General features: G+C 73.4%; 15 protein-coding genes. 3 read left to right on the forward strand and 12 right to left on the reverse strand.

The window, feature by feature from the left end; translation table 11 throughout:
* Positions 1-69: 69 nt before the first annotated feature.
* The 5 genes from AC3EVP_RS02650 to AC3EVP_RS02670 form a co-directional block, all read right to left on the reverse strand.
* The gene (locus AC3EVP_RS02650; RefSeq protein WP_335978424.1) at positions 70-1,356 is read right to left on the reverse strand and encodes a geranylgeranyl reductase family protein; all 1,287 of its coding nucleotides are present in this window, start codon (positions 1,354-1,356) and stop codon (positions 70-72) included.
* A gap of 130 nt (positions 1,357-1,486) precedes the next feature.
* Entirely contained in the window at positions 1,487-3,457 is a 1,971-nt protein-coding gene (locus tag AC3EVP_RS02655; protein WP_435125424.1) for a hypothetical protein, read from the reverse strand.
* A 261-nt stretch (positions 3,458-3,718) separates the two neighbouring features.
* Positions 3,719-4,420, reverse strand: coding sequence for a demethylmenaquinone methyltransferase (locus AC3EVP_RS02660; RefSeq protein ID WP_335978428.1), 702 nt, complete (start codon positions 4,418-4,420; stop codon positions 3,719-3,721).
* 93 nt (positions 4,421-4,513) lie between these two features.
* Positions 4,514-5,713 (reverse strand): cyclic dehypoxanthinyl futalosine synthase, encoded by a 1,200-nt coding sequence (gene mqnC / locus AC3EVP_RS02665; RefSeq protein ID WP_335978430.1) that lies wholly within the window; start codon positions 5,711-5,713, stop codon positions 4,514-4,516.
* A 194-nt stretch (positions 5,714-5,907) separates the two neighbouring features.
* Positions 5,908-6,768, reverse strand: coding sequence for a menaquinone biosynthetic enzyme MqnA/MqnD family protein (locus AC3EVP_RS02670; protein ID WP_335978432.1), 861 nt, complete (start codon positions 6,766-6,768; stop codon positions 5,908-5,910).
* 242 nt (positions 6,769-7,010) lie between these two features.
* Here AC3EVP_RS02670 and AC3EVP_RS02675 point away from each other — a divergent pair, with 242 nt between their 5' ends.
* The gene (locus AC3EVP_RS02675; protein WP_103887033.1) at positions 7,011-7,214 is read left to right on the forward strand and encodes a cold-shock protein; all 204 of its coding nucleotides are present in this window, start codon (positions 7,011-7,013) and stop codon (positions 7,212-7,214) included.
* A gap of 102 nt (positions 7,215-7,316) precedes the next feature.
* Here the strand turns inward: AC3EVP_RS02675 and AC3EVP_RS02680 are convergent, their stop codons facing one another.
* Both AC3EVP_RS02680 and AC3EVP_RS02685 read right to left on the reverse strand, forming a co-directional pair.
* A complete protein-coding gene (locus AC3EVP_RS02680; protein WP_435125605.1) occupies positions 7,317-9,155 on the reverse strand; it encodes an AMP-dependent synthetase/ligase in 1,839 nt (612 codons plus the stop codon).
* A 132-nt stretch (positions 9,156-9,287) separates the two neighbouring features.
* Positions 9,288-10,595, reverse strand: a complete 1,308-nt coding sequence (locus AC3EVP_RS02685) for an acetyl-CoA C-acetyltransferase (RefSeq protein ID WP_435125429.1) — start codon at positions 10,593-10,595, stop codon at positions 9,288-9,290.
* Positions 10,596-10,683: 88 nt separating this feature from the next.
* Between AC3EVP_RS02685 and AC3EVP_RS02690 the strand changes: the two genes are divergently transcribed.
* On the forward strand, positions 10,684-11,973 hold the full coding sequence (locus AC3EVP_RS02690) for a 3-oxoacyl-ACP reductase (RefSeq protein ID WP_435125431.1): 1,290 nt from the start codon (positions 10,684-10,686) through the stop codon (positions 11,971-11,973).
* A gap of 1 nt (position 11,974) precedes the next feature.
* A complete protein-coding gene (locus AC3EVP_RS02695; protein ID WP_435125433.1) occupies positions 11,975-12,784 on the forward strand; it encodes a MaoC/PaaZ C-terminal domain-containing protein in 810 nt (269 codons plus the stop codon).
* Here AC3EVP_RS02695 and AC3EVP_RS02700 read toward each other — a convergent pair.
* The 5 genes from AC3EVP_RS02700 to mqnE all read right to left on the reverse strand — a co-directional run bounded on the left by AC3EVP_RS02700 (position 12,768) and on the right by mqnE (position 17,179).
* Positions 12,768-13,970: an acyltransferase family protein gene (locus tag AC3EVP_RS02700; RefSeq protein WP_435125436.1), complete on the reverse strand. Its 1,203-nt coding sequence runs from the start codon at positions 13,968-13,970 to the stop codon at positions 12,768-12,770. The two genes, AC3EVP_RS02695 and AC3EVP_RS02700, sit on opposite strands and share 17 nt — an antisense overlap.
* Positions 13,971-14,257: 287 nt before the next feature.
* Positions 14,258-14,827: a TetR/AcrR family transcriptional regulator gene (locus AC3EVP_RS02705; protein ID WP_335978548.1), complete on the reverse strand. Its 570-nt coding sequence runs from the start codon at positions 14,825-14,827 to the stop codon at positions 14,258-14,260.
* A 126-nt stretch (positions 14,828-14,953) separates the two neighbouring features.
* A complete protein-coding gene (locus AC3EVP_RS02710) occupies positions 14,954-15,268 on the reverse strand; it encodes a DUF4229 domain-containing protein (RefSeq protein WP_335978440.1) in 315 nt (104 codons plus the stop codon).
* A 138-nt stretch (positions 15,269-15,406) separates the two neighbouring features.
* A complete protein-coding gene (locus AC3EVP_RS02715) occupies positions 15,407-15,928 on the reverse strand; it encodes a GNAT family N-acetyltransferase (protein ID WP_435125440.1) in 522 nt (173 codons plus the stop codon).
* Between the two features lie 87 nt (positions 15,929-16,015).
* Positions 16,016-17,179, reverse strand: a complete 1,164-nt coding sequence (gene mqnE / locus AC3EVP_RS02720; RefSeq protein ID WP_335978443.1) for an aminofutalosine synthase MqnE — start codon at positions 17,177-17,179, stop codon at positions 16,016-16,018.
* Positions 17,180-17,182 lie beyond the last annotated feature (3 nt).

The raw sequence follows: 17,182 nt of genomic DNA on the forward strand, positions 1-17,182 counted from the left end.
CGTCACGCCCTCTTCCGGGCCGACGCGGACCACCTCCCGCTGATTCGTATGCAGTTGTCGCGTTCGTCCTCAGGCGCGCGGGGTGATCTTGGTGAGGCCGTTGATGATGCGGTCCATCGCGTCGCCGCCGGTCGGGTCGGTGAGGTTGGCCAGCAGCTTGAGGCAGAAGCGCATCAGCATCGGGTGGGTCAGGCCGCGCTGGGTGCACAGCTGGAGCACCTTGGGGTTGCCGATGAGCTTCACGAAGGCGCGGCCGAGGTTGTAGTAGCCGCCGTAGGTGTCCTTCAGGATGCGCGGGTAGGCGGCGAGCGCCAGTTCGCGCTGCGCGGCGCCGGCCCGGGCGTGCGCCTGGGTGATCACGTCAGCGGCGAGCTGGCCGGATTCCATCGCATAGGCGATGCCCTCGCCGTTGAACGGATTGACCAGCCCGCCCGCGTCGCCGACCAGCAGCAGACCGCGGGTGTAATGCGGCTGGCGGTTGAAGGCCATCGGCAGCGCGGCACCGCGGATCGGCCCGGTCATGTTCTCCGGGGTGAACCCCCAGTCCTCCGGCATGGAGCCGACCCACGCCTTGAGCACCTCGCGCCAGTCCAGCTCGCGGAAAGCCGCCGAGGAGTCGAGGATGCCCAGCCCCACGTTGGCGGTGCCGTCGCCGAGGCCGAAGATCCAGCCGTAGCCCGGCAGCTGGCGCGGCGCGGCGCCGCGCCGGTCCCACAGCTCCAGCCAGGACTCCAGGTAGTCGTCCTCGTGCCGGGGCGAGGTGAAGTAGGTCCGCACCGCGACGCCCATCGGGCGGTCGTCGCGCCGGTGCAGGCCCATCGCCAGCGACAGCCGGGTGGAGTTGCCGTCGGCGGCGACCACCAGCGGCGCGTGGAAGGCGACCGGGGTCTTCTCCTCGCCGAGCTTGGCGGTGACCCCGGTGATCCGGCCGGTGCGCTCCTCGATGATCGGGGCGCCGACGTTGCACCGCTCGTACAGCCGCGCGCCGGCCTTCACCGCCTGCTCGGCGAGCATCTGGTCGAAGTCGTCGCGGCGGCGCACCAGTCCGTAGTCCGGGTAGGCGGCCAGTTCCGGCCAGTCCATCTCCAGCCGCATGCCGCCGCTGATGATGCGCAGGCCCTTGTTGCGCAGCCAGCCCGCCTCCTCGGAGACGTCGATGCCCATCTGCACCAGCTGCTTGGTGGCGCGCGGGGTCAGCCCGTCGCCGCAGACCTTCTCCCGCGGGAAGGCCGTCTTCTCCAGCAGCAGCACGTCCAGACCGGACTTGGCCAGGTAGTAGGCGGTCGTCGAACCGGCGGGCCCGGCGCCGACGACGATCACATCGGCGCTGCGCTCTGACAGGGCGGTGTCGGTCACGTGGGCTCTCCCGGTTCGGCAAGGGGCTGTTGCTGGCACTGGACGCCGGCAGCGGACGTCATGCCGAGTGTATGAGGCCGCCGCTCCCCGTGGAGCGGCGGCTCTCGGGGCAGGCCCCGGTCCGTGCCGGTCAGCGGTGGTCGGGCGGCTCCGGCGGCTGCTTGCGCAGCCGGTCCGGCTGCACCACGCCGAGGTCGTGCACGGTGGGTTCCGCGGGCCCGGGCGGCCCGGGCGGCTGCGGCGGCCCGTACGGCCCGGCGGGCGCGGCGGGTTGGGCCGGCACCGCGGCGCCGAAGGTCCCGCCGGGCGCGTCGTACGCCCCGCCCTGGCCGGGTCCGCCCTGCGGCGCCGGGGCGTACGGCGAGGGCGCGCCGGCACCCGGGTAGGGCGCGTTCGGCACCCGGCCGCCGAACACCCGCCAGACGTACGGCGCGACCAGCACCCCGCCGAACGTCCACAGCAGGCCGAACCCCAGCAGCTCCGGCACCTGCGTGCCCACGCTGGTGTGGGTGAGCGCCCCGGTGCCCACCAGGCTGGAGTCGCCGCCCGTGTGCGCGCCGCTGACGGCGGCGAGGATCACCAGCAGGAGCGTGAACAGCCCGGCGACCGCGAACTGTTCGGGCCGGCCCCGGTTGCGCCGAAGGGCCAGCACCCCGATCAGCAGCGCGCAGCCGAGCCCGCCCGCGACGGTGCCGGCCACCGACCAGCCGCCCCACACGTGGTCGAGGTCGCCCAGGCCGAAGGAGACGTGCCGGGCCTGCGAGCCGCTGCTGGCGCCGACCCGGAAGGGCGCGCCCCAGCCCAGCCCCAGCCCGGACACCCCGAGGTTGACCAGCAGCAGGCCGGCGGCGGTCAGGCCCCAGCCGGTGAGGTCGTGGTAGTGCGCGGCCGCGATCACGAAGACCACGGTGCCCGCGACGAGCAGGGTCGCCAGCAGCGCGATCGCGGTGGTGGCGAGCACCCGGTACGCGGCGGCGGCGCCCGGCCGCGCGGCCAGCCACGCGGTCAGCGCCGGACGGCACAGCACGACCAGCGCTGTCACCAGGCTGAGCACGAAGGTCCACAGCGCGGCGAGGAACGGCGCGGTGGTGAAGTGCACCAGCTCGATGCGGGGTTCGGCAAAGAAGCCGATGGCGAGCACCGCGGCGGCGGCCAGCAGCGCGACCCGTACGGCCGCCGCGGCCGCCTCGGCGGTGAGGGCCGAGCCGGGCCCGGCGGGTATGCCCGCGGCGGCGGCCTGCGCCTGCTGCCGCCGGCGCAGCGCGCGCAGGCCGAGCACCAGCACCAGGACCCAGAGCAGGGTGACCGACCAGGGCAGGACCGACAGCGAGGCGTGCACCGTGTGGGAGTGGCCGCTGCCGCTGCCGCCGCCGCTCATCGTGTAGCCGATGTCGCTGCCGTCGGTGCCGTCCGACCCGTCGGAGCCGCTGTCGTAGCCGTCGGAGCCGTCGGAGCCGTCGGAGCCGTCGCTGCTGTAACCGTCGGAACCGTCCGTGCTGTAGCCGTCGGAGCCGTCGTCGTAACCGTCGCTGCCACCGTCGGAGAAGTCGAACCCGTCGCTGCCACCGGAGGAGTCGTCGTAACCGTCGCTGCCGCCGTCGGAGTAGTCGAAGCCGTCACTGCCGCCGGAGGAGTCGTCGAACCCGTCGCTGCCGCCGTCGGAGAACTCGTCGCCGCCGCTGCTGCCGTCGGACGAACCGTCGCCGCTGTCGTCCGAGTCGTCGAAGACGGAGTCCTCGGTGTAGGTCGCGTTCGCCCTGAGGTTGCCGCCCAGCCCCTGGACGAGCGCCGCCAGGGCGGCCCGGGTGCGGGTGGCCATTCCGACGGTGCCGCTGGGCAGGGCGGTCCCGGCGACCCCCGCGATCGCCAGGGCCGCCGCGACTATGGTGAGCGCCGGGCCGAGCGCGACCAGCAGCGGGCCCTCCCAGCGGCCGGTGAACACCCGGCGGACGAACACGGCGGCGGGCGAGGGCCCGGCCGGCGCGGGGGGCGGGTAGGGGCCGGGCGCGTAGCCGGGTGGGGCCGCGGCGCCGGCGTACGGCGGTGCGGGCGGTGGCGCGGTGGGCGGCGGCAACGGCCCGACGTGCGTGGGCGTGGGCACAGGCGCGGCCGTGGGTGCGGCCGCCGGTGGCGGCGGCGCGGCGGGCTGCGCGGGAAGGGACGGCGCGGTCAGGTCACGGCCGCAGCGCGGGCAGAAGCGGTTGCCTTCCGCCTCGGCGACCTGGTTCCCGCACGCGGGACAGAACGGCATCGGCAACTCCGGAAAACGGCGGGGCTGCGTTCCCCCCGCAGACAAGGCAGCATATGGCCCCTACCGGCCGCAACCACCCGGAATACCGGATTCCGTTCGAACAGCGGGCGGTTACGCCGCCGGCCCGTTCGTGCCGCGGTGCAGCGCCACGATCCCGCCGGTCAGGTTCCGCCAGGCCACGCCCGTCCAGCCGGCGTCCTTCAACCGCCCGCCCAGCGCCCGCTGGTCGGGCCAGGCGCGGATCGACTCCGCGAGGTACACGTAGGCGTCCGGATTGCTGCTCACCCTGGTCGCCACCGGGGGCAGCGCGCGCATCAGGTACTCGGTGTACGCGGTACGCAGCGGCCGGTACGTCGGGTGGCTGAACTCGCAGATCACCAGCCGCCCGCCGGGCCGGACCACCCGGCGCATCTCGCGCAGCGCCGCGTCCACGTCCTGCACGTTGCGCAGCGCGAAGGAGATGGTGACCGCGTCGAACACCCCGTCCGCGAACGGCAGCCGGGTCGCGTCGCCCGCGGTCAGCGGCAGTTCGGGGTGCCGGCTCTTGCCCTGGCGCAGCATGCCCAGCGAGAAGTCGCAGGGGACGACCCAGCCGCCGGCCGCGGCGAACGGCAGCGACGACGTCGCGGTGCCCGCGCCCAGGTCGAGCACCCGCTCGCCCGGCCGCACGTCGAGCGCCTGCGCCACGGCCCGCCGCCACAGCCGCGTCTGGCCGAGCGACAGCACGTCGTTCGTCAGGTCGTACTTCGCCGCCACCTTGTCGAACATCGCGGCGACGTCCTGCGGCTGCTTCTCCAACGATGCCCGGGTCACGCGACTCACCTTACGGGGTGCGCCGCGCACGGCCCGGCACACCCCCGCGGGGCCGCGGCGGGCGGCCGGCTCCGGTCAGTCCGGTCAGTCCGGTCAGTTGGAGGGAAGGAGCTTCAGCTCGGGGTGGGCGGTGCCGCCCTCGATCGCGGTCGAGGACAGGTGCGAGACCACGTGGTCGTCGACCGGGTCGTTCGCCGGGTCGTCGTGGACGACGAGGTGCTCGTAGGTGGTCGCGCGCTGCGCGGGCACCCGCCCGGCGGAGCGGATGAGGTGGATCAGCTCCATCCGGTTGGAGCGGTGCTTCGCGCCGGCCGAGGAGACCACGTTCTCCTCCAGCATGACCGACCCGAGGTCGTCCGCGCCGTAGTGCAGCGAGAGCTGGCCGACCTCCTTGCCGGTGGTCAGCCAGGACCCCTGGATGTGGGCCACGTTGTCGAGGAAGAGCCGCGCGATCGCGATCATCCGCAGGTACTCGAAGAGCGTCGCCTGCGTCTGGCCCTTCAGGTGGTTGTTCTCCGGCTGGTAGGTGTACGGGATGAACGCCCGGAACCCGCCGGTGCGGTCCTGCACGTCGCGGATCATCCGCAGGTGCTCGATCCGCTCCGCGTTGGTCTCACCGGTGCCCATCAGCATGGTCGTGGTGGACTCCACCCCGAGCCGGTGCGCGGTCTCCATGATCTCCAGCCACCGCTCGCCGGACTCCTTCAGCGGCGCGATCGCCTTGCGCGGCCGCTCCGGCAGCAGTTCGGCCCCGGCGCCGGCGAACGAGTCGAGCCCGGCGGCGTGGATGCGGCGGATCGCCTCCTCCGCGCTGACCCCGGAGATCCGCGCCATGTGGTCGATCTCGGAGGCGCCCAGCGAGTGGATCACCAGCTGCGGGAACTCCCGCTTGATCGCGGCGAAGTGCTCCTCGTAGTACTCCACGCCGTAGTCCGGGTGGTGGCCGCCCTGGAACATGATCTGGGTGCCGCCGAGTTCGACGGTCTCCGCGCAGCGGCGCAGGATGTCGTCCAGGCTGCGGCTCCAGCCCTTGTCGGTGTCCTTCGGCGCCGCGTAGAACGCGCAGAACTTGCACGCGGTGACGCAGACGTTGGTGTAGTTGATGTTGCGCTCGATGATGTACGTCGCGATGTGCTCGGTGCCGGCGAAGCGGCGGCGGCGCACCGCGTCGGCCGCGGCGCCCAGGGCGTGCAGCGGGGCGGAGCGGTAGATGTCGAGCGCTTCCTCCGGGGTGATCCTGCCGCCCGCGGCGGCGCGGTCGAGGACGGCTGCGAGGTCGGTCGGAGAGGTCACCGTGGCAGGCCCTTCGGAGGACGGGAGATCGGTCCGGCCCAGCGTACGCCAGCGGCCGGTGGCACTTTCAGGTGCCGTACGGGGCGGCGCGCGGCCGCGCCCGTACGGCGCCCGGCCCGCCGCGCGGGGGCACGGGGCCGGGGTGCTGCGGGGTGCTGCGGGGTGGAGCGGAGGTGCTGCGGGGCCGGCGCGGGTCAGGCCGGCGGGAGCAGGTCCACGCCGGCGCCGGGCGGGAAGCCGACGCGGCGGGCGAACTCGGCGATGCCGGCCTGCTGCGGGGCACCGAGCGAGAAGTCCAGCGTGGTGAAGTAGCTGCTCAGCAGCTCCTGGTCGAACGCCTCCCAGCGCGATGCCTGCTCGGCGACCTTGTCGACCTCCACCAGGGACAGGTCGCGGGAGGCGAGGAACGCGCGGTGCACGCTGTGCACGGCCTCCGGGTGCGCCGCGAGGTAGTCGCGCCGGGCCGCCCAGACCGCGAAGACGAAGGGCAGCCCGGTCCACTCCTTCCACATCGTGCCGAGGTCGTGGACGGTCAGCCCGAGCCGGGGCGCGTCGTGCAGGGAGGCGCGCAGGGCGGCGTCGCCGATCAGCACCGCGGCGTCGGCCTCCTGCATCATCAGCGAGAGGTCCGGCGGGCAGCGGAAGTAGTCCGGCGTGACGCCGTACCGCTCGCTGAGCAGCAGCTCGGCCAGGCGCACGGAGGTGCGGCTGGTGGAGCCGAGGGCCACCCGCTGGCCGTCCAGCCGGTCCAGCGGGAGCTGGCTGACGATCACGCACGACATCACGGGGCCGTCGCAGCCCACCGCGATGTCCGGCAGCGCGACCAGCTGATCGGCGTGCTTGAGGTACTCCATGAGGGTGATCGGGCCGATGTCCAGGTCGCCCTCGACGAGCTGGGCGCTGAGCTTCTCCGGGGTGTCCTTCGTCAGCTCCAGGTCCAGCAGCGCACCGGTCCTGGCCAGGCCCCAGTACAGCGGGGTGCAGTTCAGGAACTGGATGTGGCCGACCCGGGGGCGGACCCGGTCGCTGTCGCTTTCACGCGCGGTTGTGTCCATATGCCGGACGCTACTCCTGGGTCCGTGCGGCGCTGTGCGGGGGTGCCCCGGCGAGCCGCCAGGAAGGATCTTGCGACCCTTCCGCGCCCCGGCCCCCCATGCTAGGCTCGACGCAAGTTGCAGTTTGGTTTCCTTGCAGTACAAGGCCTGCGGATCATGTAACCCGCGGGCTTTTGTAGTTTTCAGACTTCGCAGTTGCAGGTTCTGGAGCAGGGCAACCCTTTGGGCCCAAGGAGGGCTTTATGGCTACCGGAACCGTGAAGTGGTTCAACGCTGAAAAGGGCTTCGGCTTCATCGCCCAGGACGGCGGCGGCCCGGATGTCTTCGTTCACTACTCCGCGATCAACGCGACCGGCTTCCGCTCCCTCGAGGAGAACCAGCCGGTGACCTTCGACGTCACCCAGGGCCCGAAGGGTCCCCAGGCGGAGAACGTCACCCCGAACTAGTTCTCCACTAGGTCGGACGGACAGCGGCGCGATCGCGCCCAGAACCTGCAGTACCAAGGGGCCCCGCACTCCGTGCGGGGCCCCTGCCTCTTTTTTGCCGCCCTAGGGGCGGCGGTAGAGGTCTTCGATGGTGTCGGCGAAGTCCGCGGCGACAGCCGACCGCTTGAGTTTCATCGACGGCGTGAGGTGGCCGCTGTCCTCGGTGAAGTCGACCGGCAGGACCCGGAACGCGCGGATCGACTCGGCCCGGGAGACCGTGGAGTTCGCGTCGTCGACCGCCTTCTGGAGGTCGGCGAGGAGGTCGGGGTCGGTGACGAGGTCGGCGGGCCGCAGGCCCTCCTTGCGCCGCATCCGCTGCCAGTGGGCGAGCCCGTCCGCCTCCAGCGTGATGAGCGCGGTCACGAACGGCCGGTTGTCGCCGACCACCATGCACTGGCCGACCAGCGGATGCGCCCGCAGCCGGTCCTCCAGTGGTGCGGGCGCCACGTTCTTGCCGCCGGCGGTGATGAGGATCTCCTTCTTCCGCCCGGTGATCCGCAGGTATCCGTCCGGGTCCAGCTCCCCGATGTCCCCGGTGGGGAACCACCCGTCCACGTGCGGCACCCCGCCCGCGTCGTTCCAGTAGCCGGTGAAGACCTGCCCACCGCGCAGCAGCACCTCCCCGTCGTCGGCGATCCGCACCGCGGTGCCCGGCAGCGGGTGCCCCACGGTGCCCAGCCGCGGTGCCAGCGGCGGCGTCACCGTGGCCGCCGCGGTGGTCTCCGTCAGGCCGTAGCCCTCGAAGACCATCACCCCGGCGCCCGCGTAGAACGCGCACAGCCGCTCGCCCAGCGGGGAGCCGCCGCAGATCGCGTACCGGACCTTGCCGCCGAGGGCGGCCCGTATCCGGCGGTAGACCAGCGGGTCGTACAGCGCGTGCGCCATCCGCAGGCCGAGCGAGGGGCCCGGGCCGGTGCCGGTCTGCCGGGCGATCAGCGCCCGGCCGTAGCGCCGAGCGATCGTGGCGGCCCGGTCGAAGGAGGCGGCCCGGCCCATCTTCTCCGCGGTGGCCCGGCCGGTGTTGTAGACCTTCTCCAGGACGTACGGGATCGCCAGCAGGAAGGTCGGCCGGAAGCCGGCCAGGTCGGCGAGCAGGTCCTCGGTGGCGATGCTCGGCGCGTGGCCCAGCCGTACCCGGGCCCGCAGGCACCCGATGGCGACCATCCGCCCGAAGACGTGCGACAGCGGCAGGAACAGCAGGGTGGAGGCGGGCTCGGTGCTCACCGACTTGAAGACCGGGTGCAGCAGCTCGATCGCGTTGTCGACCTCGGCGAAGAAGTTGCCGTGGGTGAGCACGCAGCCCTTGGGGCGGCCGGTGGTGCCGGAGGTGTAGATCAGCGTGGCGGTGCTCGCCGGGGTCAGCGCCTGCCGCCGGGACGTCACCAGCGCGTCCGGCAACTCCTTGCCGTCGGTGCTGAGTTGCCCGATCGCGCCCGCGTCCAGCTGCCACAGGTGGCGCAGTTCGGGCAGCTCCGACCGGCGGCCGGTGACCAGCCGGGACTGGTCCACGTTCTCCACCGCGCAGGCCGCGGCACCGGAGTCGGCGAGTATCCAGGCGGTCTGCGACGCCGAGGAGGTCGGGTAGATCGGTACGGTCACCAGGCCCGCGGCCCACCCCGCGAAGTCCAGCAGCGTCCACGCGTAACTGGTGCGGGCCATGATCGCCAGCCGTTCGCCCGGCTTCAGCCCCGCCGCGATCAGGCCCTTGGCGACGTCCACCACCTGGGCGCAGAAGTCCGCGGCGCTCACGTCCCGCCAGGTGCCGTCCGCGCCCTCCCTGCCCAGCACCGCGTCCTGCGGCGCCTCGGCCGCGTTCGTGAACGGGATGTCGGCCAGGCTCCCCCGCTCGGGCACGGCGACCAGCGGGGGCACCGCCACCTGCACGGCCCGGCCCGCCTCCATCACCACCTGCGGCGCCTGACCCGCCTGACCCACCAGCTGCCCTGTTCCAGTTGACATCTACGGCTCCTGAACGATGAGGGTGGATTGCGCTTCCGTGCCCGGTCGCGGCCCGGGGCGGCCGGCTGCGGCCTGCTAGGCGCTCTCGAGGATCGCGGTGACGCCCTGTCCGCCCGCGGCGCAGATCGAGACGAGGCCGCGCCCGGGTGTTCCCCGCTCGGCGAGCAGCCGCGCCAGCGTCCCCACGATCCGTGCCCCGGTCGCGGCGAAGGGATGCCCGGTCGCCAGGGAGGACCCCGCCACGTTCAGCCGCGCCCGGTCGATCGCGCCGAGCGGCTCGGCCCGCCCCAGGCGCTCCGCACAGAACGCCTTGTCCTCCCATGCCGCGAGCGTGGCGAGCACCTGGGAGGCGAACGCCTCGTGGATCTCGTAGAAGTCGAAGTCGCCCAGGCCCAGTCCGGCCCGCTCCAGCATCCGCGGCACCGCGTAGGCGGGTGCCATGAGCAGCCCGTCGGGGCCGGGCCGGCCGCCGACGAAGTCGACGGCCGCCGTCTCGTACGCGGTGAGGTACGCCTGCGGGGTCAGGCCGCGCTCGGCGGCCCACTCCTCCGAGCCGAGCAGCACCACCGCGGCGCCGTCGGTGAGCGGTGTGGAGTTGCCCGCGGTCATGGTGCCGCCGGGCCCGCCGTAGACCGCCTTCAGCCGGGCGAGCTTCTCGGGGGTGGAGTCCGGCCGCAGGTTCTGGTCGCGTTCCAGGCCGCGATAGGGGCTGACCAGCGGCGCGAAGAACCCGCGGTCGTAGGCGGCGGCGAGGTTGCGGTGGCTGGCGGCGGCGAGTTCGTCCTGCGCGGCGCGGGTGATGCCCCACGCCTCGGCGGTGAGCGCGGCGTGCTCGCCCATCGACAGGCCGGTGCGCGGCTCGGCGTTGCGCGGCATGTCGGGCACGAGGTGGCGCGGGCGCACCCCGGCGAGCGCGCGGGCGCGGCCGCCCAGGGACTTCGCGCGGCGGGCGGCGAGCAGGGTGCGGCGCAGTTCGTCGTTGACGCCGAGCGGTGCGTCGCTGGTGGTGTCGGCGCCGCCGGCGATGCCGGAGTCGATCACGCCGAGCGCGATCTTGGCGGCGACCGCGAAGACCGCCTGGAGGCCGGTGCCGCACGCCTGCTGGATGTCGTAGGCGGGGGTGGCCGGGTCGAGGACGGAGCCGAGCACGGTCTCGCGGGCGAGGTTGAAGTCGCGGGCGTGCTTGAGCACGGCCCCGGCCGCGAACTCCCCCACCGCCGGCCGGCCGTCGGCCCCCGGGCGGGCCAGGCCGGTCCGCTCGGCCAGGCCGTCGAGCGCGGCGGTGAGCATGTCCTGGTTGGACGCGGTGGCGTAGGGGCCGTCGGAGCGGGCGAAGGGGATGCGGTGGCCGGCGATGACGGCGACGCGGCGGACGGTGTGCATACGGAACTCCTGAGGGCTCTTGGCCGGAGCGACAACTCACCAGTAGCCTTACCGGCGGTAAACTTACTCCAGAGTAAGGAGAAGGCCAATGGCCGACCGCTATCTCGGCTTCACCGGTACGGCTCCCGGCCGCTTCCTCACCCGGCGGCTCGGCCTGCCGCAGCCCACCGCGCTGCGGCGCTGGTCGCCCGGGACCCCCGAACTCGACGGTCCCGTCCTGCGGTTGACCGCCGGACAGGCGCCGCCGCCGGCCGCGCCGGGCGACCCGGCACCGGCCGCGGTGGTGCTGGACGCGACCGGCATCGCGGACCCGGCCGGGCTGCGGGCGGTCCGCGAGAGCCTGCACCCCCTGGTGCGCACCCTGGCCCCCTGCGGCCGGGTGGTGGTGCTCGGCGCGCGACCCGACGCCGCCGACCTCCACCAGGCCGCCGCCCAGCAGGCGCTGGAGGGCTTCGTCCGCTCGCTCGGCAAGGAGATCGGCCGGGGCAGGACCGTACAGCTGGTGCGGCTGGCCCCCGGTGCCGGCGCGGACTCCACGCTGGACTTCCTGCTCTCGCCCCGCTCGGCCTACGTCAGCGGGCAGGTGATCGAGGTCGGCCCGCCGGTGGGCCGTAAGGACAGCGCCGCGGCGGACGGCGGACCGGGCGCGGCCGGGCCCCGTACGGCGCTGGTCACCGGGGCGGCCCGCGGCATCGGCGCCGAGGTCGCGGCCACCCTCGCCCGGGACGGCGCGCAGGTGGTCTGCCTGGACGTGCCGCAGGCCGCCGACGCGCTCGCCGCGACCGCGGCCCGGATCGGCGGCACCGCGCTGACCGTGGACATCACCGCGCCCGACGCCGCCGAACGGATCGCGGCCGCGGTGCCCGGCGGCCTGGACGTCCTGGTGCACAACGCGGGCATCACCCGCGACCGCAAGCTCGCCAACATGTCCGCGGAGGGCTGGGACACGGTGATCGAGGTCAACCTCGCTTCCGTGCTGCGCGTCACCGACCACCTGCTGAAGGCCGGGGCGGTCCGCCCGCACGGCCGGATCGTCGGCACCGCGTCCATCGCGGGCATCGCCGGGAACGCCGGCCAGACCAACTACGCCGCCTCCAAAGCCGGCATCATCGGCTTCGTCCGCGCGCTGGCCGCCGCCCCCGAGGTGCGCGAGCGCGGCATCACCGTCAACGCGGTCGCGCCGGGCTTCATCGAGACGCAGATGACCGCCGCGATACCGCTGTTCATCCGCGAGGCCGGCCGGCGGATGAACTCCCTCGGCCAGGGCGGCCGTCCGCAGGACGTCGCCGAGACCGTCGCCTGGCTCGCGGCGGCCGGCTCCGGCGGCGTGACCGGCCAGGTCGTCCGCGTCTGCGGGCAGTCGCTGCTGGGAGCGTGAGATGCCGCTGCTGCTCACGCTGGGGCGCGGCGCGCTGACCGGCCTCGGCAAGCACCCCTCGGCCGGCGCCGCGCTGCCGCCGCTCCGGCTGACCGACCCGCGGGTGCGGATCGACCCGGCCCGGATGGCCCGCTACGCCGAGGTGTGCGGCTACCCGCCGCTGACCGACCGGGTGCCGCTGACCTACCCGCACATCCTCGGATTCCCGCTGGCCGCGCGGATCATGGCCGCCCGGGACTTCCCGCTGCCGCTGATGGGGCTGGTGCACACCTCGATCGAGATCACCGCGCACCGCCCGCTCACCACCGCCGACCGGCCCGAGATCGCCGTCCACGCCGAGGAGTTGCGGCCGCACCGGCGGGGCACCGAGGCGGTCCTCGTCACCGAGGCCCGGATCGAGGGGGCGGCGGTGTGGACCGACCGCAGCACCTACCTGGCCCGCCACCCGACCGGCGCGCCGCCGACGGAAGGGGCCGAGCCGGGCACCGGGCCGCAGGACGCCGGCGCACTGCCCGTCGTCGAGGAGTGGCGGCTGCCGGCCGGGCTCGGGCGGCGGCACGCCCGCGTCTCGGGCGACTACAACCCCATCCACCTGCACGCGCTGACGGCCCGGCCGCTCGGGTTTCCCCGGGCCATCGCGCACGGGATGTGGACGATCGCCCGGTGCGCGGCCGCGCTCGGCCTGGACGAGCGGGTGCGCGCCCACTTCCGCGCACCGGTACCGCTGCCGTCCACGGTCGCCCTGGCCGCCGCCGGGCACCGGTTCGAACTGCGCTCGCCCCGGGGGGTGCATCTCACCGGCTCGTCCTGAGCAGCGCGGCCGACCCCAGCGGAACGGAGAGCCTGCGCCGCAGCAGCGGGCCGAGCGGCTTCTCCACCAGGCGGTATATCAGCCAGGCGAGGACCAGCATCGACAGCACGGCCAGCACCAGCACCGCACTGGCCGGCAGCGACGTGTGGTGCTCCAGCCGGTCGATGACCTCGGTGCCGAGGATCTCGTGCACCAGGTAGAAGGGGTACGTCAGCGCGCCCGCGGTGGTCAGCCACCGCCACTCCACCCGGGCCACGCGCGGCACCAGCGTCGCCGCGGCGATCGCGGCGAACCCCGCGGCGACCAGCACGATCACGACCGTGGGCGACCGCTGGTAGAAGGGGTGCGAACCGGGCGGCGCCACCAGCGCCTTGACCGCGGACTGCTGGCCGAGCAGGAAGCCGACCGCGACCACCGACCAGTTCACCAGGTCGTGCCCGAAGCGGTGCACGAGGTAGAGGCCGATGCCGCCGACGAAGAAGGGCGCGTAGTCCGGCATCAGCGCCAGTTGCAGGAAGCTCTCGCCCGAGCCCTGGGCGTAGACCGCGCCGAGGGTCCACAACGCGCAGAACGCCAGCACCCGGCGCTGGGTCGCACCGCGCCACAGCACCGTCAGCGCGAACAGCGCGTAGAAGCGCAGCTCCGCCCAGAGCGTCCAGGAGACGCCGAGTTGCCGCTTGGCGCCCGCCGGGGTCTGGAGCATGGTGAAGTTGGTGATCAGGTCGGTGCGGGAGACGGTCTCCTTGCCGATCACGTAGAGGACCGCCGCCACCAGGATCAGCGCCGCCCAGTACGCGGGGTACAGCCGGCTGATCCGGGAGACCGTGAACGCCTTCACGGTGCGGCCCCAGCCGCTCATGCAGATCACGAACCCGCTGATGATGAAGAAGAACTGCACACCGAGCGGGCCGTAGGCGGCCGGCGCGATGACGTGCGGCAGCATGTGCTTGATCGGGTGGTTCCACGCGTCGCCGCCGCGCACCACGTAGTGGTAGGAGGCGACCATCAGCGCGGCGACCAGCCGCAGCCCGTCCAGGGCCCGCAGCCGTGCCGGCGGCGCGGGCGCGGGCGGCTGCTGCGCCGCGGGCGCCCCGGTCGCTTCGGGAGCTGCCGGGGCAGCAGAGGCGGCGGGGCGGGGCTGCGGGGGCGCCGAAGGCGGGCCGGGCGTGGGGAGCGTCGAACTCATCCCGTTCTTCCTTCCTGCCGGCGCGCGGCAGGGAGTCGTATGGCAGGAGCGGTGGGAAGTCTCGGACGACGGAGCCGCGCCACGTCAGGCGCCTGCGATCCGCGTCCTCCTTCGCACCCTAGCCGTGGGTTCGCCGTGAGAAGCCTGTGGGCGCAACCCCCACCGAATCGGGACAGGACGTTAACGGCCGCGCCGCGGCGAATTCATCCGCGCCAGGGCAACCTTCGGCGCGGCAACCGCCGACAGGGCGCGGGGGAGGTCGGGACGGGAGGTCGGGACGAGGGAGGTCAGGGCGACCAGGGGTGGCCGTCGAGCAGGTTGCCGAGGCCGGCCCAGGCGAAGTTCATCAGCGTGGCGGCGGTCTCGCGGCCGTTCGCGGAGGACCCGGCCAGCGACTCGGCGGCGCCCACCAGCGCCAGGGCCAGCGCCCGCACCTCGCGGTCGGCGAGCACCGGTACGCACGGGGCCTCGCGGGCGGCGGTGCCGATCAGCGCGGTGACGAAGTCCACGATCTCCACCCGCATCGCGGCGACCTCGTCACCGGAGGGCGCGCCGCCGCTGCGGGCCTGGCCGTACAGCAGGTGCCAGCCGTCGGGGTGTTCGGCGGTGTAGCGGAAGAACCCGAGCAGCCCGGACCACAGTTGGCGGTCGGGGGCGGCGCCGGTCTCGACGGACGCGCGCACCGCGGCGCTGAGCGCCTTGGCCTCGCGCCGCACGCAGGCGGTGAACAGCTCGTCCTTGGACTTCAGATAGAGGTAGACCAGCGGCTTGCTGACGCCCGCCGCCTCGGCGATCTCGTCCATGGAGGTGGCGCGGAAGCCGCGCCGGGCGAAGACGGCGACGGCCGCGTCCAGCATCTGCTGCTCGCGGACCGCCCGCGGCACGCGCTGCGCCCGCTTGCCCTGGGTCTCCACCTGCGCCCCTCCCCCGTGCTGGCTCGGCGGCCGGTCGACACGGACCGGCCGGATCGGACGCTGCCCGGGTCAGGCGGTGTGCGGCTCGCCGTCGCGGGCGACCTCGCGCGCCTGGTCGTCGGCGTCGTCCTCCTGGCCCGCGGCGGCGGCCAGGGAGTTGCGGGTGCGGGTGACGCGGTCGGAGACCTGGGCCGCGGCCTGTTCCCGGACCCCGCGCAGCAGCACGAAGCTCAGGGGCGCGGACACGACCAGCGCGAGCAGCGCGACCCACAGGTAGTTGGAGTCACCGAGCCCGGCCGGCAGGACATGCAACCGGACCAGGCCCCAGATGACCCCGAAGCTGGCGACGATCAGACCGAAGCGCAGTGCGGTGTATCGGAGCATGCTCCCAGTGAAGCACGCCCCCTTCCCGATCATCGTCCCGCCCCCGCAGCAAGCCCCCCGCCCCACGAAAGCACGGCCCCAAGACGTAGCCGGCGAGCCGAAGGGCGCGGTGCCCCGGTGAGCGCGGCCGGGCCGCGCTCACCAGCTCAACAGCATGAAGACGTCGTCGCGGTCGTCGCCCGGGGCGACGCGGATCGCGTTCGGGACGCGGCCGACCTCCTTGTAGCCGCAGGATGCGTAGAAGCGTTCGAGGCCGAGGCCGCCGCGGCAGGTGAGCCGGATCGCCTCGATCCCCTCGAACCCGCGGGCGGCCCGCTCGGCCTCGGCCAGCAGCGCCCGGCCGTACCCGGCGCCCTGGTGGCGGGGGTGGACCATCACCGTGTAGAGCCAGATCCAGTGGGTCATCAGCCGGTGCGCGTTGAAGGTGAGGAACGCGGTCGCGGCGACCCGCCCCTCCTCGTCGCGCCCGACGAGCAGCCGCCGGCGCCCCGCCTCGACGTCGGCCATCGAGTCGGCCAGGCCCGGCGCGATGTCCGCGGCGGTGACCGGCGGCACGTAACCGACCGCGCCGCCGGCGTTGCTCACGTCGGCCCACAGCGTGAGCACACCGGCGCGCAGGTCGTCGTCGAGCGCGGGATCGAGTTCGAAGGTAAGTGCCATAAGGGCAGCGTACCTATTACCTCGACCCGGCCTCCAACCGTTTCCGTGTCACCCGGGTCACACCGCCCCGGGTGTTGCCGCCCCGGGTCACACCCGCATCGCCTGCGGCGACTCCCGGCGGGAGCCGTCGGGGCCCGGGTACTCCCGGATGATCTCGTAGCGGGTGTTGCGCTCCACCGGGCGGAACCCGGCATCCCGGATCAGGTCGAGGATGTCCTCCCGGGTGAGCTTGTTCGGAGTGCCGTAGTCGTCCGCGTCGTGGGTGATCTTGTACTCCACGACCGACCCGTCCATGTCGTCGGCGCCGTGGTTGAGGGCGAGTTGAGCCGTGGACAGCCCGTGCATCACCCAGAACACCTTCACGTGCGGCACGTTGTCGAACAGCAGCCGCGAGACCGCGAAGGTCTTCAGCGCCTCCGCGCCGGTGGCCATCGTGGTACGGGCCTGGAGGACGTTGCGGATCTTGCCGTCCTTCATGTCCACGAAGTCGTGCTGGTAGCGCAGCGGGATGAAGACCTGGAACCCGCCGGTCTCGTCCTGGAGTTCGCGCAGCCGCAGCACGTGGTCGACGCGGTGCCGGGGCTCCTCGATGTGGCCGTAGAGCATCGTCGCCGGGGTCTTGAGGCCCTTGGAGTGCGCCAGCCGGTGGATACGGGACCAGTCCTCCCAGTGGGTGCGGTGGTCCACGATGTGCTGCCGCACCTCCCAGTCGAAGATCTCCGCGCCGCCGCCGGTCAGCGACTCCAGGCCGGCGTCGATCAGCTCGTCGAGGATGTCGGAGGCCGACATCCCGGAGATGGTCTCGAAGTGGTGGATCTCGGTGGCGGTGAACGCCTTCAGCGAGACCTGCGGCAGCGCCTCCTTCAGCGCCTTCAGTGACCGCGGGTAGTACCGCCACGGCAGCGTCGGGTGCAGGCCGTTGACGATGTGCAGCTCGGTGAGGTTGTCGCCCTCCATGGCCTTCGCCAGCCGGACGGCCTCCTCGATCCGCATCGTGTACGCGTCCTTCTCGCCCGGCTTGCGCTGGAAGGAGCAGTACGCGCAGGACGCGGTGCACACGTTCGTCATGTTGAGGTGGCGGTTGACGTTGAAGTGGACCACGTCGCCGTTCTTGCGGGTGCGCACCTCGTGCGCCAGGCCGCCCAGCCACGCCAGGTCGTCGGACTCGTAGAGCGCGACACCGTCCTCACGGGTCAGCCGCTCGCCGGCGTGTACCTTCTCCTCCAGCTCGCGCTTGAGTCCAGCGTCCATGTG

Source organism: Actinacidiphila sp. bgisy144 (assembly GCF_057708105.1).

Excerpts from the sequence above, each read along its gene's own strand:
- AC3EVP_RS02670 (WP_335978432.1), bottom strand. The coding sequence starts at position 6,768 with ATGGACACAACCGCGCGTGAAAGCGACAGCGACCGGGTCCGCCCCCGG.
- AC3EVP_RS02675 (WP_103887033.1), top strand. The coding sequence starts at position 7,011 with ATGGCTACCGGAACCGTGAAGTGGTTCAACGCTGAAAAGGGCTTCGGC.
- AC3EVP_RS02680 (WP_435125605.1), bottom strand. The coding sequence starts at position 9,155 with ATGGAGGCGGGCCGGGCCGTGCAGGTGGCGGTGCCCCCGCTGGTCGCC.
- AC3EVP_RS02685 (WP_435125429.1), bottom strand. The coding sequence starts at position 10,595 with ATGCACACCGTCCGCCGCGTCGCCGTCATCGCCGGCCACCGCATCCCC.
- AC3EVP_RS02690 (WP_435125431.1), top strand. The coding sequence starts at position 10,684 with ATGGCCGACCGCTATCTCGGCTTCACCGGTACGGCTCCCGGCCGCTTC.
- AC3EVP_RS02695 (WP_435125433.1), top strand. The coding sequence starts at position 11,975 with ATGCCGCTGCTGCTCACGCTGGGGCGCGGCGCGCTGACCGGCCTCGGC.
- AC3EVP_RS02700 (WP_435125436.1), bottom strand. The coding sequence starts at position 13,970 with ATGAGTTCGACGCTCCCCACGCCCGGCCCGCCTTCGGCGCCCCCGCAG.
- AC3EVP_RS02705 (WP_335978548.1), bottom strand. The coding sequence starts at position 14,827 with ATGCTGGACGCGGCCGTCGCCGTCTTCGCCCGGCGCGGCTTCCGCGCC.
- AC3EVP_RS02710 (WP_335978440.1), bottom strand. The coding sequence starts at position 15,268 with ATGCTCCGATACACCGCACTGCGCTTCGGTCTGATCGTCGCCAGCTTC.
- AC3EVP_RS02715 (WP_435125440.1), bottom strand. The coding sequence starts at position 15,928 with ATGGCACTTACCTTCGAACTCGATCCCGCGCTCGACGACGACCTGCGC.
- mqnE (WP_335978443.1), bottom strand. The coding sequence starts at position 17,179 with ATGGACGCTGGACTCAAGCGCGAGCTGGAGGAGAAGGTACACGCCGGC.